This is a genomic window from Alcaligenes sp. Lyrl_28 (genome assembly GCF_051948705.1).
Taxonomy (GTDB): domain Bacteria; phylum Pseudomonadota; class Gammaproteobacteria; order Burkholderiales; family Burkholderiaceae_B; genus Alcaligenes; species Alcaligenes ammonioxydans.
In genome coordinates this window covers 59,399-75,292 of sequence record NZ_JAYJLG010000003.1, presented here as the reverse complement: position 1 = coordinate 75,292, position 15,894 = coordinate 59,399, and the positions used below count along the sequence as shown (strand labels likewise).

The following is a 15,894-nucleotide window of genomic DNA, read 5'->3' as shown; positions in this document are numbered from 1 at the left end:
CTCTGCTGGCTAGGGACAAAGAATTATTGTGCCATGCAGCATCGCCCTCGCGGACCCTGATTTTCTAGGGGATTTCAACTATAGGCACCCGCCCGTTTTTTCCCCCAAAAGGCTTAGCGCAACCGGTCGTAATCGCGTTCGGCCATATCAATCACATCCCCTTCCTGAACCTTGAACTGGGACACGGCCTCTGCCAGGGTCTCGGATTGTGCCTGCAAGGAGCCTGCCGCAGCCGCCGCCTCCTCGACCAGCGAGGCGTTTTGCTGCACCACAGCATCCATTTGAGCCACTGCCGTGTTGATCTGCTCAATACCGGCCGTCTGCTCCTGCGAGGCCGAGGAAATCTCGCTCATCAAGGTGGTGACGCTATTGACCGCACGCACCACCTCTTGAATGATGTCGCCCGCACTGGCCACCTGCTGCGTTCCGGTCTGGACTTCGTTTTGCGAGGCTTCGATCAGACCTTTGATTTCCTTGGCGGCCTGGGCGCTGCGCTGTGCCAGGCTACGCACCTCTCCGGCCACCACGGCAAAGCCCTTGCCCTGCTCTCCCGCGCGAGCCGCTTCCACCGCGGCGTTCAAGGCCAGAATATTGGTCTGGAAGGCAATACCGTCAATCACGTTAACAATGTCGGCTACCTGTCCGGAACGAGCGGAAATCTGGTTCATCGTGTGAACGACCGCGCCGACCGACTCACCACCCTGCTGTGCCACTTTGGCGGCGTTATGCGCCAACTGATCGGCCTGATGGGCATTGTCGGCATTCTGACGCACCGTACTGGCCAATTCTTCAAGACTGGCCGCCGTTTCCTGCAAAGCGGCAGCTTGCTGCTCGGTGCGGGAACTCAAGTCGGTATTACCGGCAAAAATCTGCGAAGAACCCGAGGCGATCTCGTCCACACCTTGGCGCACGGTCAGCACGATCCCCTGCAGGCTTTGTTGCATGCGACGCATGGCGTCATACAACACCCCGACCTCATTGGCCGAGCGGTAGGTAATTTTCTTGGTCAGATCGCCGTTGGCAATATGGTCAAAATGCATACCGGCTTCACGCAAGGGGGTCAACGCGGTGCGGCCCAGCACCAGTCGCAAGGCCACAATAATGGCCAGACCCAGCAACAAGGCCAGGGCGATGACGATATTGGCCACACGGGTTTGCAGTTCTGCCTGCTCCAGCAACACGTCAGTCTGCTCGTTGTAGAACTTGCTCAGCTCCTCAATGCGGAACTGGAAAGTGGCAGCGCGCAAAACGCCAAAACCTTCGCTGACAAAGTAAAAGGTACTGTAATCACGGGTTTCCAGTGCCTGAACCATGGGTTCAATCCCGTCATCCAGATAGGCCTGATAGGACGCAACCAGTCCCATGGCCAAACGGCGCAGCTCAGGCTCGGTCGGCATATTGGCACGAATATCGGCAAAGGCCTTGCGCACCTCATCCAGCTTTTGCGTGGCCAGCGTGACAGAGTTCTCGGCACTTTGCAGCAGGTTCTGATCATCATCAATACCGGCTTCCTGATAGAAGCGCGCCGCGCTCATTAAGCTGACACGGGCTTCCATCATATTGTTGTTCAACTGCAGGATCTGCATGGCACGCTGATCCTGACGATTGATCGTACGCAAGGCCTCGCCACTTTGCTGCAGGTAATAGGCGGCCAGCCCCCCTACCGCCACAATCAGGACCAAAAACAATCCCATGCAAATCATCAGCATGGTGCTGATCTTCAAGCCCGACGCCGACTTCAGGCTGGGACGAAACGATTTGGAGGAACGACGTTTAGATGCGCGGGACGCGGACGGAAGACTGCTTTCAATACCCAGCATTTGCTAAATCCAAAGAAAACTCTAGTGGCTGACCGGCAAGATGGTAATCATCTCCGTGCCAGGGTGCTCAATCGTGACCGAGCCTGTAGTAGCGCTACGCGCTTGCTCGCGGTACATGGAGGGAATATGGCTGCGTTTGACCACATGCTGGAAACGCCCCTGGGCATCAAACTGAAGCCACAACTCCTGGCGAAAATAGACCGCGTCCGTTGCCAGGGTTGTCCCCTGGAACCACACGGCCATTTCACTGCCGTCGAGCTGTCGGTAGACCTGGTGTGGACGGCCTTGCAAGGACTGCTCAGCGTCAGCACGCGTGCTTTGGCCCAGGACCAAATCATTCAGCCCCGACGCCTTGAAAGACGAGCCCTGGGTGGCGCAAGCAGCCAGGGTCAGCAAGCACAAACCGATCAGCGTCTTACGGCCCCGCCCGACCCAGATACCCAGTCGGGAGCAAGGCATTAGAACTCCTCCCAATCATCGTCCGAAGAAGCACTGTGAGGCTTGCCGCTCAAGTCGGGACGCAACAGACGCTGACTATCTTCCTGAGTAGCGGCGGTGGCCTTGGCAGCAGGCGGCGAGGTCTTGGCGGGAGCCGACAGCCCCCTGCTCACGCCCGCAGCAGGTTTGGCAGCGTTCGCCACACCTTTCAAGGATGGCGTGCGACGTGTCTCGGCGTCCGATGAGGATGCACTGGCACTGCGGCGGTTAGCGACGCGGCGGGCGCTGACGTCGATCACTTCCGTGCCCGGCGAGCGAAAGAACGCGATCGCCTGGTTGACCTTGGTGACCTGCTCGCTCAGCCCCGAGGAAGCCAGAGCGGCCTGCTCCACCAGACGGGCGTTGTACTGCGTCGTCTCATCCATCTGCGAGACAGCGCGATTCACCTGATCGATACCGGAGGACTGCTCAATCGTTGCGGCCGTGATCTCACCCATGATGTCGGTGACACGACGCACGGAATCCACAATTTCCTGCATAGTGGCGCCCGCGCGTTCCACCTGCGAGGAACCTTCCGTGACCTTACGCACCGAATCCTCGATCAGGGCCGTGATTTCACGCGCGGCCTGCGCACTGCGTTGTGCCAGAGCGCGGACTTCAGCGGCCACCACGGCAAAACCCTTGCCCTGCTCACCCGCACGAGCCGCTTCAACCGCCGCGTTCAGGGCCAGAATATTGGTCTGGAAAGCAATGCTGTCAATCACGCCCACAATATCGGAGATCTTGTTGGAACTGGCCGAAATCCCCTGCATGGTGGCTACCACTTCATTGACGGCGCTCCCCCCACGATGTGCTACATCCGAGGCGGTCGCGGCCAACTGATTGGCTTGCTGGGCGTTATCGGCATTTTGGCGAACGGTCCCAGCCAATTGTTCCATGCTGGCAGCCGTCTGCTGCAAGGAAGCAGCCTGCTCTTCGGTACGACTGCTGATATTGGTGTTGCCCTGGGCAATTTCCTGCGCGCCGGCATGAATCTCCTCCAGTCCCAGACGCACCGCCGTGGTGGTCTTGACCAGGGACTCCTGCATGCGACCCAGCGACTCGAACAAGTCACCGATTTCGTTGGAGGTCAGAACATGGATACGTTGGGTCAGGTCGCCTTTGGCAATGGCATCAAAGTACGCCGCAAAGTCACCCAAGGGACGCACCACCCGACGGAGAAAGTAGCTGATGGCCGCCAGCCCCAACAACACGGCCAGCACCAGCACGACGGTCAAGACAATGTTGAAGGTGCTCTGCTGCTCCTGCAAGGTGCGCAACACCGCGTCACCGGAGCCCAGGGCCAACAGACCATGAAAGTAATACAGCGCCCAGGCTGCCATGGCCACTGTCAATGCCATCAGAGCAGCAATACAAAAGGTCATGCCGACCCTTAGACTCAAATTCTTAAAAAGCATAGAAGATTCCCGCACGTGGTGCTTGACTGCCGGTTAAGGAAAAACCACCCAAAAAAGGAACAGCGTCCTAGCGATTCAAATTGAACAGGCTCATGCTCTGAATCGTCTGAAATGCCATCGCCGACATTTCCAGCGCAGCCTTGCGCAGCTCCAACTGAGTGGACGCATCAAAAATATTCAGATCTTCCAGACGCGAGAGCTCATTGGTGTAATTGAGGGCTCGGGCAGCCCCATTGGCGCTGAGCGCATCAATTTCATTCATGCGCGTACCGACCGACGAAATTACGGTCTGCACATTGTCGAAGTTCTCCCCGATACGCTGTATGGCTGAGTTCATCGCGTTGCGAAACTCGGCCTGGGCAACCGGGTCCCCGCTGACAGGCTTGCGCAAGGCGTCCACCACCGACTGCAAGGTGTTGAACATATTCATGTCAGCCGGGCTGGTGCTGTCCACCGAACTGATGGCAAAGCTGTCGCCTACGGCGGGCTTGCCTTCGATCTGCACGCTGACCCCGCCAGGCAGGCTGATGCGCTGACGCTCGTTCTCATCCAGCACACCTTGACTGACCACCGCCCCGTTCACCTCGATGTCGTAATCCGTTTCCGAGGTAAATCGGATGGTGTAATTGGCCTGCGCGCCAGGCAAGGACGAGTTGCCGTTGGGGGCGCTGAGCACAGCCGAGCCACTGTTGGCGTTGGCCTGGGTGAAGTAGGCTGTCGATCCGGGGTTGGCCCGCTCGAAGATGGTGCGACCATGATCGGCCGAGTCCATCTGGCGGGTTTGCTCAACCTGAATATCACGGCTGTTGGTGTCACCCGTGTAGGTAAAGGTGTTTCCCGTCCGCTCAAACGCCTGAGTCGTCCCTTTAGCCCCGGAGAACAGATACTGGCCCGAACCATCCTTGGTGTTGGCAAAGCCAAACAGGGTATCCAGCGCACTTTCGATCACGGTAGCCAAGGTGCTGCGATCGGCATCCGACATGGTGCCCGTGGAAGCTTCCACCAAACGGGTTTGCACGCCCTGCAACTGCAGGTTGACGGCATTGAGCAGGTTTTCTTCCTCACCCAGCGAACGCATGGCCACTTCGCGGTTTTCACCATAGCGCTTGTCCATGGCCTGCGACTGCGCCAGATTAATGGTCTGGGCCGACGCCAAAGGATCATCCGAGGGGGTGATCATCCGCTTTTGCGAGCCCATCTGCTGAAAAACACGCATCAGATCGGACTGCTGCTTGTTGATCGAGTTCAGGCCTGTCTGAAAAAAAAGAGAAGAACTAATACGCATAGCAAGGTTCCAATTTCAAGACTGAATCGCCGTACTTACGTACGCAGGCCCAACAGGGTGTCAAACATCTGGGAGCTGACATCAATCAAACGGGCGGCCGCCTGATACTGTTCCTGAAAACGCTGGAGCATGATGTATTCCTCATCCTTGTTAACGCCCGACAAGGCCTGCTGAGCGGCATAGTTCTGCTCGATCAGCTTGAGTTGCGCCTTGGCCGCGGTGCCGTTTTGCTGCGTTTGCACCGCAATCCGGTTCACGATCTGGCCAAAGGAGTCATTCAGGCTCAGGGAGCCGTCCGCCAACACTTTGGTATTGCGCAGATCCGCCAGTTTCTGAGCGATCGTGCCATTGGCCGAGCCGGTATCCGGGTTGGCCGCGGCAATATCCTGGGGACGCTTGATCTCCACCTGTAAATTGCTGCCAGCGGTGGCGGTAGGCTGAACCAGCCAGGAATCCCCATCCTGCGACTGGGTCTTCAGGCTGGACACGTCGATTTCCAGGCCATCCACCCGCGTAATGCCGCCGTCCTGGTCCGGTCCATTGAGGGGCGTAATGTCGTTGCTGCTCAGATTGCGCAACTGAAAGCGTCCGTCCACACGCTCGATCCGGTAGTTATCGCCGGTCAGCTTGTCCACGGGTTGGGTGTAACCCTTGCTGGGATCAGCCGGATCAATCGGGTCCTTGTAGAAGGACACACCGGGTACGCCACTGCTGACGGGATTGGTGCCATTGGCCACGACTTTGGGGCCACTGACGCTGAATATGTCTTTGCCCGCCTCCCCCTTCAAGTCAATGCCTTGACGGTGAATATCGTTCACGGTGTGGGCCAGGCCCACGGCCAGACGCCCCAGGGCGCTGATGGCGGGCTCCAGACTTTCCTGACGGAACTGCAGCAGGCCACCGAGCGTGCCGCCTTTGATCGCGCCTTCACGAAACTCGGTCACCACCATCTTGCCGTCCACGTTCAGGGCAGACGTAAACCCGACCACAAACCGCTCAGGGTTTTCTGCGGAACGCACCGCATGCAAGGGATAGACCCGCTCGCCACCCAACAACATCTGGCCACCTGCGGTGGTCACGCTCAAGCGCCCGTCCTGCTCGACGGTGCGAACGTCAATCAGTTGTCCCAGTTCGGCCACCAACTGTTCGCGCTGGTCCAGCAGATCATTGGGCTCGTGTCCGGGCGTGGTTCCCTTGGCCGCCACAATCTGCTTATTGACGTTGTCGATCCGCTCCAGATAGCTGTTGATCTGGGTAACCGTGGTTCCAACCTGCGTGTTGATGTTCTCGTTCACGCGGTTCATGTAGGAGGTGGCGTCACGAATCTGGGTGGCCAGACTTTCGGCGCGGCCCAACAGTTCCTGGCGTGCCGAAGGATCGGCAGGCTGCGAGGCAACCGCTTCCAGCCCGTCAAAGAAATTCTGCAAGGCGGGGCTGACACCGACCGTACGATCCGAGAACAGATTGTCCAGCTGGGCAATTTCGGTGCCGTAGCTGACCAGAGCCGCTCCGGCGGTCTGGGAACGCACCAGCTGTTGATACAGAAAATTGTCGTAGGAGCGCTGAACCGTCACGACCTGCACACCGCGGCCGTAGTAACCGGCACTGCCTCCTACCGAACCAGCCGTCTCAACCAGAACTGATTGGCGGTTATAGCCAGGGGTATCGATATTATTAATATTGTGGCCCGTCACCTGCATGCGCTTTTGAGCGGCATACAAGCCGGTAATACCAAGGTTGGCGAGATTCATATCAAATCCTTTCTGTCCTGCCCGGCCCGTTGTGTCCAAGGCGAAAAATGAACATGCTGCTTTTTAACGACCACCTTGGTGCATTATTTAGACCTGTAACAATAATTAAGACTTGCCACCATCAAAGTAGGCCATGATGGCAATCAGTTTTTTGGCGTAAGAAGGATCCGTGGCGTAGCCTGCATCCTGAATACGCTGCGCAGCCTCTTGCGGCGTTGCGGCGTGCTTGACGCTTTCATAGCGCTTGTTATTGCCGATCAGACGCGCGTAGTCGGCAAAGGACTCGGCATAAGAGTCATAGGCACGAAAGGTTTGCGTCATCTTCCGGGCCACACCGTTTTGGTATTCGGTGGTCATGACCTCTACCGTTTTTCCTTTCCAGGAGGGGGTGGCCTTGATCCCAAACAAATTGTGGCTGGTGGAACCGTCGGCATGCATGATTTCACGTTTGCCCCAGCCCGACTCCAAGGCCGCCTGACTCAGGATCAGCTTGGCGGGGACACCACTGTCTTCTGCGGCCACTTTGGCTGCGGTATTCATGCGGTCTACAAACTGACGGATGTGGTTGGGCGCCCCCTGAATCGAAGAGTACACGCGCTGCACCGTGCTGTTATTGCTGAGCTTGTCGATCAGTTCGGCAATGGAGGCCGCATCAATGGAGCGGTCATTGGGCATGCGCGAGCGCAAATCCGCACGACGCGAAGACGCGGTTTCCGGGTCATAGGACGCAGCGCCAAAGGGCTCGCTGTCTTGCCCGCTCATCTGAGCCTGCAAGGCCTTGGCCAATCCGATGCCCGGGTCAGCCAACTGCAGGGCCAACTGCTCATCGCCCAGGCTTTGCGCCATGCGCACGGACTGGGTATCAAACATGCCGCCTTCAGGATTGGCGGCTCGCGCCTGCTTCAAAATATTCTGGATAAACAGGGACTCGAACTGACGGGCCACTTGCAGTTGAGTCGCTTGATTCTGATCGTCCTGCCCGGCTTGCCGACGCAGCTGAGCCAACTGTTGCGGGTCAAAAATTGAAACCTGCGTTCCCGTTCCTGGACGAGGAAAGTACTGCACCGTCATTAGATGATCTCCAGATCTGCCCGCAAAGCGCCCGCGCTTTTCAGGTTCTGCAAAATGGACAACAAATCTTGAGGGGTAGCGCCCAAGGCATTGAGCGCCCGCACCACATCGGCCAGATTGGCACTGGTCTTTACGCGTTGCAGCGAACCACTGTCACTGCGCATTTCAATCTGCGTGCTGTCAGCCACGACCGTCTGGCCGCCACCGAACGGCGTATCGGGCTGGCTGACCTGCGGTTGACGGCTGATGACCACCGACAAGTTGCCATAGGCAATCGCGGCCTCATCAATGGTGACGGTACGATTCATGACCACCGAACCCGTACGCGCATTGATAACCACCCGTGCGCGCGCTGGCGGCAGATTTACTTGCAGGTTTTCCACATGGGAAATAAAAGCAGTCTGGGCCTGGGGGTCCAATGGACCCCGTACCTGAATCAGGCGCCCATCCAGCGCCGTGGCCGTGGACGGACCGAACTGTTTGTTCAGGGCAGCCACCACGTTCTGGGCGGTCCCAAAGTCCGAGGTGTTCATCTCCAGATTGATCACCCCGTCCCGCGCATACGTTGTGGGCACGCTTTGCTCGACCGTGGCACCGCCAGGAATCGTGCCGCCATTTAACTGGTTGACCTGGACACTGGAACCGCCGGCTTCGGCACCGGCGCCGCCTACCAGCAAGTTACCCTGTGCGATCGCGTACACCTGACCGTTCGCACCTTTCAAGGGCGTCATCAGCAAGGTGCCGCCGCGCAGACTCTTGGCGTTCCCCATGGAGGACACCACCACGTCCACAGACTGGCCAGGACGGGCAAAGGCGGGCAGGCGGGCTGTCACCATCACAGCCGCCACGTTCTTGAGCTGCATATTGCTGCCCTGGGGAATAGTCACCCCCAGTTGCGACAGCATATTGGTCAGACTTTGCTGCGTAAACGGCGCTTGGCGAACCTGGTCGCCACTGCCGTCCAGACCCACCACCAGACCGTAACCGATCAGCGGATTGTCGCGCACCCCCTGGATGGACGCCAGATCCTTGATTCGCTCGGCCTGACTGAGCGGAGCCAGCAACAGGCCTGCTGCCAGCATGGCTGCCCGCAGCATGTCGCGGTAAGAAGAGAAAGGAGTACGACTCATGGAAAATGCCATAGCAAGCAAAAGGCTCAGAACGGGGAAATATTCAGGAAAAAACGCTGTAGCCAACCCATGGTCTGGACTTCGTCCATCACCCCTTTGCTACGAAACTCGATACGGGCATCGGCCACCTGCGTGGACGACACCGTATTGCTGCCGGTAATGGAGCGCGGGTCCACAACGCCGGAAAAGCGGATGTGTTCACTGCCCCGGTTGATGGCGATCTGCTTCTCCCCGGCGACCTGCAGGTTGCCGTTGGGCAGCACGCCCACCACCGTCGTGGTCAAGGTGCCGCTGAACGTATTGTCGGCGCGGCTGGAGCCCTTGCCTTGTGCCTTGTTCGAGCCGGACACCTCAAAGTTCTGCTTGCTGCCTATTTCATTGGGCAGGAAAGCCGGGACACCCGTAAAGTCCAAGCCGCCGCTACCGGTCCGGTCCGTGTTGGTCGACACATTCTTGGCAGCGTTGGTGCGCTCCTGAATCATGATGGTGACAATATCGCCCACATTGCGGGGCCGTCTGTCCTCAAACAGCGGATAGTTGCCATACGCCGAGGGCTGGTAGATGGAGCCATTTGCCACCACAGCCGCAGGAATGGCGGGAGGCGGAGCCGCGGTCAAGGGGCCGGTGACTACATCTTCAGGGGGCACCAGCGCGCAACCGGACAAGACAAGCAGCGCACACAGGGCAAGACGGCTCAACAGAGCTTGGAACATTGTCACGATCTCTTCAGGTTTACAGCTGCGTCAGACGAGCCAGCATCTGGTCAGCGGTGGACACGGCCTTGCTATTGATTTCGTAGGCACGCTGGGCACTGATCATATTGACCAGCTCCTCGGCCACGTTGACGTTGGACGTTTCGTTGTACTTGTGCATGACCAGCCCTGCGCCATCCATACCTGGCTGCAGAAAGTTTGCGGCCCCCGACGCATCGGTTTCGATGTACAAGTTCTCGCCCATGCTTTGCAAACCGGCCGGGTTGACGAAGGTGCTCAGTTGCAGTTGCCCCACCTCCACACTGGCGCCCGCGGCACCGGGCTGAGTAACCGACACGGTCCCGTCGCGCCCAATGGTCAGTTCCAGGGCGTTATCCGGGATATTGATGGGAGGCTGAATGGGGTAGCCGCCGGCTGTCACCAGCTGACCATTCTGATCGCGTTGCAAACTGCCGTCACGCGTATAGGCGAAGGTGCCATCCGGCATTTCCACTTGCAAAAACCCACTGCCCTGAATGGCGATGTCCATATTGTGGCCGGTGTGCTTCATATCGCCCTGACTATGGATACGCTCCGTGGCCACCGTGCGCACGCCCGTACCGATCTGCAGACCCGTAGGCAACTGGTTGGCAGCGCCGACCTGAGCACCAGGCTGACGAAGGGTTTGGTACATCAGGTCTTCAAACACCGCACGGGTACGTTTGAAACCGGTGGTATTGACGTTGGCCAAGTTATTGGAAATGACATCCATATTGGTCTGCTGGGCTTCCAGACCGGTCTTGGCAATCCACAGAGAGCGAATCATGTGTGTGTAATCCTTGAAGCTAGCGCTCGCGTCATGCGCGAGGCTTAGCCATTAAATGAAAGTAGAGAGTTGGCCCGGTCCTCGCGTACGCCGGCGTCCTGGATGACCTTCATCTGGGTTTCAAAACGACGGGCATTGGCAATCATGGCCACCATCGCTTCAGCCGGGTTCACGTTGCTTTTTTCAATAAAGCCCGACACCATCCGCACCGACGGGTCCGCGGGAGCCGGTGCACCGCTGCTCATACGAAACAAACCATCCTGGCCCCGCAACAGGTCGGCGGCGGGTGGGTTGACCATTTTCAACTGCCCCATCACCTGAATGTCGCGCGGATTGTCGCCAGCTCCCAGGGCAGTCAACTGACCGTCGCTGGAAAAAGTGACGGTTCCCCGATCGGGAATCTCGATCGCCTGACCGTCGGCGCTCAGCACGGGCAAACCGGACTGCGTCACCAACTGGTTCTGGGCATTGACGACCAGATCGCCTGCCCGGGTATAGGCCTCCTGGCCATCAAGCGCACGAACGGCAAACCAGCCCTGACCTGCAATGGCCACATCCAGTGCATTACCGGTTTCGGCCATTGTGCCCGGTTGAAAACGACTGCCCGGCGTCACCGTGGCGGTGCCCACACGGGTCTGCGCACCGTCCTCACTGGTAACGGGCACCGAGCGGTAATACGCGAGCTGTTCGCGAAAACCGGACGTGTTCACATTGGCCAGATTGTTGGTGATGACGTCTTGCTGCTCCAGCGTGCGCTGAGCGCCATTCATGGCGGTATAAATCAGGCGATCCATGACAGCTCTTAACGCAGGTTGACCAGGGTTTGCAGAACCTGATCCTGTGTCTTGATGGTCTGGGCATTGGCCTGATAGGTGCGCTGGGCAATGATCATATTGACCAGTTCCTGACCCATGTCCACATTGGAGTCTTCCACGGCCTGACCCTTGATCGTGGCCAGCCCGTTCTCGCCAGGACGGCCCAGAATGGGTTGACCCGACGCGCCGGTCTCTGCCCAGGCGTTGCCGCCCACGGGGCTAAGGCCTTGCAAGTTGCTAAAGTCGGCCAGAACCAGCGAACCCAGGCGTTGAGTGACGCCGTTGGTGTAGGACGCCACCATGGTGCCGTCCTTGTCGATGTTCATGCCAGCGTATTCACCGGTGGCGTAGCCATCTTGGTAAGGCTTGCCTTTGGCGAACTCGCCACCGAACTGGGTCGTGCCGGTATAGCGCACATCAAAGACCAGATCGTCAGCTGGGGAGGCATTGCCGCCGGGGTTGGCCAAGGTCAGGTTGACCGTTGCAGGGGTCGGGCTGGTCAGCACCCCGGCGCCGTTGAAAGTCAGTGTCGCTTTGGCGGGCGACAAAGGCGTGCTGCCTTCCATGTAGTACACGTCCCATACACTTTCACCGCCCGCATTGGCAGGCCGCTTGACAAAGTACTGAGAGATTTCGTGACTGTTGCCCAGAGAGTCGTAAACAGAGTAGCTAAACGATTCGCTGTAGGTGGTGCTGTCTTTGGGGTCAAAGATATTGATGGGATTGCCATTGGCATCCTGGGCTGGAATTGCTTCGGCACCACCGGGCAGGTTGGGCTTGAAATCCAGGGACGTCGTGGCTTTGGGCGGCACGTTTGCCGATGGCACCTGCAAGCGCTCAAGCTGGCTGCTGCCCACGCCATAGCCGGTCAGGTAGTGGCCCTGGGCATTCACCAAATAGCCTGCCTTGTCGGGATAGAACTGGCCATTGCGCGAAAATAGCACGGCACCGTTGCTTTGCTCCAGACGGAACAGGCCATTGGCACCGTCAATGGCCATGTCAAACATATTGCCCGAGGAGCTGATGTTACCCACCGAAAAGCGCTGGCTGACGCGCGATACTTGCACGCCCAGACCGACGCGCGAGTTCGCGTAAACGTCCGCGAACTGCACACTCGACGCTTTATAGCCAACCGTTCCCGAGTTGGCGATATTGTTACCGATAGAATCCAGGTTCTGGGAGGCGGCGTTCAGGCCGCTCAATCCTTGTCCGAAGCTCATGAAATTTCCTTTTAATGTCGTGTTGGCCCAGCGCGCTCAAGAGGCCAGCAACGCTTACATAATTTTGCGTATATCCAGCAGGGAGAATGAACCTGCCAGACCCAGATCCAGCATCAGGCCGCTGGAGGTATAAGCCACACTATCGACCTTGCCGTGCGTCAATGGGCTGGCTGTCACCGCCGTGCCATCATTGCTGGCCAACACACTGACGGTGTAGGAACCGTCGGCCAGCGGGGAGCCCTGGTTGTCCAGGCCATCCCAGCTCAGCGAATACACCCCGGCCTCTTTGGGCCCCAGCTCGTACTCGCGCACCACCTTGCCACTGCTGTCTTTGATATGCACCAAGGTGGTACTGCTGCCACTGACCAGGTCAATCCCAAAAGGCATGGCAACTTTCTCGCCGTCCGGACTCGTGCCCAGGGACACTTTCGCACCTGGCACCAGCACCTGCTTGCCAATCAGGTTGGCAGCCTGCATGGACTGGCTGACATCCATCTGTCCGGCCACGGCCAGCAAGGTGTTGTTCAATTGCTGAATCCCGGCCACCGTGGACATTTGTGCCATCTGGCTGGTGACCTGGGCATTGTCCATGGGGTTAAGTGGGTCCTGATTGCGCAGCTGTGTAATCAGCATGGTCAGGAAACGGTCTTCCGTTTCGGCCATGGCGCTTTTGTTACGGGCATCTATCCCGGCCATCGCCCCGGCGGTGGGGTCCAGGGCACTGCGATCGTTGGTGACTGTGCTCATGCTCTCTCTTTGCGTAAACCGGTTTACTGGCCAATGGTCAGGGTGCGCAACATCAGGTTTTTGGAGGTGTTCACCACCTCTACATTGGCCTGATAGGAGCGCGACGCGGCCAGCATATTGACGGTCTCGGCCACCACATCCACATTGGGCAAGGTCACATAACCTTGGGCATCGGCATAGGGATTGCCGGGGTCGTACTGCAATCGACCCGGCGCATTGCTTTCCTGCACCCCCAGCACCTGCACGCCACCGACAGGACTGTTGCCCTGCGGAGTCATCTGAAACACGACCTGGCGAGCCTTGTATGGCTGACCATCGGGCCCGACCACGCTGTCGGCGTTAGCCAGGTTGCTGGCCGACACGTTCATGCGTTGGGACTGCGCTGTCAGGGCAGAGCCGGCAATCTGGAAAATACTGAAACTGGACATGAAGACTCGCTATTACTGTTGCAAGGCTGCCATCAAGCCTTTCAAACGCTGGGACGCCAGGTTGATGGTGCTTTGATAGTGCAAGGTGTTATCGGCAAACTGCATGCGCTCGACGTCCATCTCAACCGTATTGCCATCCAAAGATGGTTGTACGGGGACGCGGTAGAGCAGCTCGTCCGTGCTGGGCGGACGGCTGGCCTGGGCGGGTATGTGACGGACCGATGTCAGGGACAGGCTGGTATTGGGCAATGCCATCTGGCCCTGCCCCCCTAAAGCAGCTTTCAGGGTGGCCGTAAAGTCCATATCCCGTGCCTTGTAGTTGGGCGTGTCGGCGTTGGCAATATTGGAGGCCAGAACCTCTTGGCGCTGTTGGCGCACAGCCAGTGCCGTCTGGTAAAACTTCAGGTGCTCACCGATGCGATCAATCATGGAGTCAAGCCAATATTCTGTGTTCAAGTTCAAAATACAGTGAACGCGCGCACGCCTTTTCACCGACATGACAGAATGGTAGCCAGAGGCACGGCATCACAAACCCGGGAACAAAACGCAATTTATCGGCCAGTTCAGCTCTTGACCCGGCGGCTGAGCCCGTAAAATTCAGCCATGACCTTGTATAGACTCCTGCTTTGCGTATGTCTGTTCGCCCTGGGGGCGAGCGTGACTGCCCGCGCCCAGGAGCCGGCCAACGTACTCAGTGTGCAAGCCATGCAGGAGCAGGCGCAGGAGTTTTTACATAAACAGGCGCAGATGTATCCTGGTGTCGCCACGATCACGCTGGATACCTCGCGCCTTGACACTATGCCGGCCTGCGCCCAAAACCAGATCTTCCTGCCCAGCGGCCAGCGCCTGCGCTCGCGCATGAGCGTGGGCGTGCGCTGCCTGAGCCCGCACAGCTGGAGCACGTCGATAGGCGCCACGCTATCGATCCAGGGCAGCTATTACGTGAGCAGCCGGCGCATCAACCCAGGCGAGACCATTCAGCAAGATGATCTGGTCGAGCGCGAGGGGGACTTGCTGGCGCTGGCCAATGGCGTGGTCATTGATCCGGAGCGGATCATCGGCTATGTCGCCAGCCAGCGCATTCCGTTGGGCAATGCGATACGAGCCTCGGCGCTGCGCGATCCACAATCGGTAACACGCGGCCAAATGGTTCGCACCATTGCGCGCGGCATGGGCTTTGTCGCCAGTGGAGAGGGTCAGGCTCTGCAAAGCGGAGCACCGGGCACCCAAATTCAGATCAAGGCCAGTTCAGGGCAAATCATTTCGGCCACTGTCCTGGATGCCTCCACGGTCCAGGTCATTCTCTGAACGAAATCCGATGAGCATGCTAAAGTTTGCGTCCAGAGCGCCGTTACAAGATCAACGCAAAGAACAGGCCGCACGGAGAAAAACGTGAAGATCAGCCCCTCCTCCCTCAAGACACCTCTTGCTGAAACCTCTGCCACAGAACGCAGCACGGCTCCCAGTCGTGCACGCCAGGCATACAACAGCACCAGCACCAACGAAGTGGATTTCAGCGCCGCAGCCCGCCAGCTCAATTCGCTGCAAGACAGCAGCGCCGATGTGAACATGAAAAAAGTCGAGGCCTTGCGCCAGGCTATTGCCGCCGGCGAGCTCAAAATTGACACCAGCCGGATTGCCGACTCCCTGATCGCCTCCGTGCGCGATCTTCTCAAGTAACTCACCCCAAACGGCCATGCCTTTGCAAACCTGCCTTGCCGATCAACACCAAGCCCTGCTGGATTTCGAGCAGTTGCTGGTCGAAGAAAATACCTTGCTGCTGCGTCGCTTTGAGCCTCAGGAACTGGCCCAGATCACCTTGAGCAAGTACCAGTTGCTCGAACGCATTGAGCAACTGGAGCAGACCCGCGCCCAGCTGCTGCAAGCACGCGGACTGGAAAACAGCAATCAGGGCCTGCGCTACGCTGCCGAACAGGACGAGCTGGAACACGAGCTGGAGCAACTGATCGAGCTGAGCCAAAAAGTGCGCAACGCCAGCGACAACAATCGCATTTTGGTTGATACTTTTCTGGCCGACACCCAGCAAAACCTGGATGCGCTAGAAGCCTTCACGGGGCGCAATACGTTCTACGATGCGTCGGGCAAGACGCAAAATACGCAGTCCTCTTTAAGTCTGAAAGTCTGACACCTCGCCCTGACAGCCTGCGAACGTCCGGTCAGGGCAAACTCCACCTCCCCCAAAGACAAGTTACA

General features: G+C 58.3%; 17 protein-coding genes. 3 read left to right on the top strand and 14 right to left on the bottom strand.

Going from position 1 to position 15,894, the window contains the following annotated elements; all coding sequences use genetic code 11:
• Positions 1-113: 113 nt before the first annotated feature.
• The 14 genes from VF694_RS08105 to flgB form a co-directional block, all read right to left on the bottom strand.
• Positions 114-1,820, bottom strand: coding sequence for a methyl-accepting chemotaxis protein (locus tag VF694_RS08105; protein WP_003804659.1), 1,707 nt, complete (start codon positions 1,818-1,820; stop codon positions 114-116).
• 21 nt (positions 1,821-1,841) lie between these two features.
• Positions 1,842-2,279 carry a hypothetical protein gene (locus tag VF694_RS08100; protein ID WP_003804661.1) on the bottom strand — a complete coding sequence of 146 codons (438 nt, stop codon included), beginning with the start codon at positions 2,277-2,279 and terminating at the stop codon, positions 1,842-1,844.
• A complete protein-coding gene (locus tag VF694_RS08095; protein ID WP_426345635.1) occupies positions 2,279-3,658 on the bottom strand; it encodes a methyl-accepting chemotaxis protein in 1,380 nt (459 codons plus the stop codon). Before VF694_RS08095 ends, VF694_RS08100 begins: the two co-directional genes overlap by 1 nt.
• Positions 3,659-3,782: 124 nt before the next feature.
• On the bottom strand, positions 3,783-5,000 hold the full coding sequence (gene flgL, locus VF694_RS08090) for a flagellar hook-associated protein FlgL (protein WP_003804665.1): 1,218 nt from the start codon (positions 4,998-5,000) through the stop codon (positions 3,783-3,785).
• 35 nt (positions 5,001-5,035) lie between these two features.
• Entirely contained in the window at positions 5,036-6,751 is a 1,716-nt protein-coding gene (gene flgK, locus VF694_RS08085) for a flagellar hook-associated protein FlgK (RefSeq protein ID WP_003804667.1), read from the bottom strand.
• 105 nt (positions 6,752-6,856) lie between these two features.
• Positions 6,857-7,822: a flagellar assembly peptidoglycan hydrolase FlgJ gene (gene flgJ, locus VF694_RS08080; RefSeq protein ID WP_003804669.1), complete on the bottom strand. Its 966-nt coding sequence runs from the start codon at positions 7,820-7,822 to the stop codon at positions 6,857-6,859.
• Positions 7,822-8,952, bottom strand: coding sequence for a flagellar basal body P-ring protein FlgI (locus VF694_RS08075; protein WP_080585005.1), 1,131 nt, complete (start codon positions 8,950-8,952; stop codon positions 7,822-7,824). Before VF694_RS08075 ends, flgJ begins: the two co-directional genes overlap by 1 nt.
• 26 nt (positions 8,953-8,978) lie before the next feature.
• Entirely contained in the window at positions 8,979-9,665 is a 687-nt protein-coding gene (locus VF694_RS08070; RefSeq protein WP_003804673.1) for a flagellar basal body L-ring protein FlgH, read from the bottom strand.
• 19 nt (positions 9,666-9,684) lie between these two features.
• Positions 9,685-10,470 carry a flagellar basal-body rod protein FlgG gene (gene flgG, locus VF694_RS08065; protein ID WP_003804676.1) on the bottom strand — a complete coding sequence of 262 codons (786 nt, stop codon included), beginning with the start codon at positions 10,468-10,470 and terminating at the stop codon, positions 9,685-9,687.
• 44 nt (positions 10,471-10,514) lie between these two features.
• Positions 10,515-11,264: a flagellar basal-body rod protein FlgF gene (gene flgF / locus VF694_RS08060; protein WP_131071437.1), complete on the bottom strand. Its 750-nt coding sequence runs from the start codon at positions 11,262-11,264 to the stop codon at positions 10,515-10,517.
• An 8-nt stretch (positions 11,265-11,272) separates the two neighbouring features.
• Complete coding sequence (gene flgE / locus VF694_RS08055; protein ID WP_003804679.1) at positions 11,273-12,505, bottom strand: flagellar hook protein FlgE; 1,233 nt, start codon at positions 12,503-12,505, stop codon at positions 11,273-11,275.
• A 54-nt stretch (positions 12,506-12,559) separates the two neighbouring features.
• The gene (locus VF694_RS08050; protein ID WP_003804681.1) at positions 12,560-13,252 is read right to left on the bottom strand and encodes a flagellar hook capping FlgD N-terminal domain-containing protein; all 693 of its coding nucleotides are present in this window, start codon (positions 13,250-13,252) and stop codon (positions 12,560-12,562) included.
• 23 nt (positions 13,253-13,275) lie between these two features.
• Positions 13,276-13,680 carry a flagellar basal body rod protein FlgC gene (flgC, locus tag VF694_RS08045; RefSeq protein ID WP_003804683.1) on the bottom strand — a complete coding sequence of 135 codons (405 nt, stop codon included), beginning with the start codon at positions 13,678-13,680 and terminating at the stop codon, positions 13,276-13,278.
• Positions 13,681-13,692: 12 nt separating this feature from the next.
• Positions 13,693-14,109, bottom strand: coding sequence for a flagellar basal body rod protein FlgB (gene flgB, locus VF694_RS08040; RefSeq protein ID WP_003804685.1), 417 nt, complete (start codon positions 14,107-14,109; stop codon positions 13,693-13,695).
• Between the two features lie 228 nt (positions 14,110-14,337).
• Between flgB and flgA the strand changes: the two genes are divergently transcribed.
• The 3 genes from flgA (at position 14,338) to VF694_RS08025 (ending at position 15,826) form a co-directional block, all read left to right on the top strand.
• The gene (flgA, locus tag VF694_RS08035; RefSeq protein WP_003804687.1) at positions 14,338-14,988 is read left to right on the top strand and encodes a flagellar basal body P-ring formation chaperone FlgA; all 651 of its coding nucleotides are present in this window, start codon (positions 14,338-14,340) and stop codon (positions 14,986-14,988) included.
• Positions 14,989-15,072: 84 nt separating this feature from the next.
• Complete coding sequence (gene flgM, locus VF694_RS08030) at positions 15,073-15,360, top strand: flagellar biosynthesis anti-sigma factor FlgM (protein ID WP_240209351.1); 288 nt, start codon at positions 15,073-15,075, stop codon at positions 15,358-15,360.
• Positions 15,361-15,376: 16 nt separating this feature from the next.
• On the top strand, positions 15,377-15,826 hold the full coding sequence (locus VF694_RS08025; RefSeq protein WP_240209352.1) for a flagella synthesis protein FlgN: 450 nt from the start codon (positions 15,377-15,379) through the stop codon (positions 15,824-15,826).
• The last annotated feature ends 68 nt before the right edge of the window (positions 15,827-15,894 follow it).

Coding starts and splice junctions, on each gene's coding strand:
- VF694_RS08025 (WP_240209352.1), top strand. CDS start 15,377: ATGCCTTTGCAAACCTGCCTTGCCGATCAACACCAAGCCCTGCTGGAT.
- flgG (WP_003804676.1), bottom strand. CDS start 10,470: ATGATTCGCTCTCTGTGGATTGCCAAGACCGGTCTGGAAGCCCAGCAG.
- flgC (WP_003804683.1), bottom strand. CDS start 13,680: ATGTCCAGTTTCAGTATTTTCCAGATTGCCGGCTCTGCCCTGACAGCG.
- flgL (WP_003804665.1), bottom strand. CDS start 5,000: ATGCGTATTAGTTCTTCTCTTTTTTTTCAGACAGGCCTGAACTCGATC.
- flgJ (WP_003804669.1), bottom strand. CDS start 7,822: ATGACGGTGCAGTACTTTCCTCGTCCAGGAACGGGAACGCAGGTTTCA.
- VF694_RS08050 (WP_003804681.1), bottom strand. CDS start 13,252: ATGAGCACAGTCACCAACGATCGCAGTGCCCTGGACCCCACCGCCGGG.
- VF694_RS08105 (WP_003804659.1), bottom strand. CDS start 1,820: ATGCTGGGTATTGAAAGCAGTCTTCCGTCCGCGTCCCGCGCATCTAAA.
- flgF (WP_131071437.1), bottom strand. CDS start 11,264: ATGGATCGCCTGATTTATACCGCCATGAATGGCGCTCAGCGCACGCTG.
- flgE (WP_003804679.1), bottom strand. CDS start 12,505: ATGAGCTTCGGACAAGGATTGAGCGGCCTGAACGCCGCCTCCCAGAAC.
- flgK (WP_003804667.1), bottom strand. CDS start 6,751: ATGAATCTCGCCAACCTTGGTATTACCGGCTTGTATGCCGCTCAAAAG.
- flgB (WP_003804685.1), bottom strand. CDS start 14,109: ATGATTGATCGCATCGGTGAGCACCTGAAGTTTTACCAGACGGCACTG.
- VF694_RS08095 (WP_426345635.1), bottom strand. CDS start 3,658: ATGGCATTGACAGTGGCCATGGCAGCCTGGGCGCTGTATTACTTTCAT.
- VF694_RS08075 (WP_080585005.1), bottom strand. CDS start 8,952: ATGAGTCGTACTCCTTTCTCTTCTTACCGCGACATGCTGCGGGCAGCC.
- VF694_RS08070 (WP_003804673.1), bottom strand. CDS start 9,665: ATGTTCCAAGCTCTGTTGAGCCGTCTTGCCCTGTGTGCGCTGCTTGTC.
- VF694_RS08100 (WP_003804661.1), bottom strand. CDS start 2,279: ATGCCTTGCTCCCGACTGGGTATCTGGGTCGGGCGGGGCCGTAAGACG.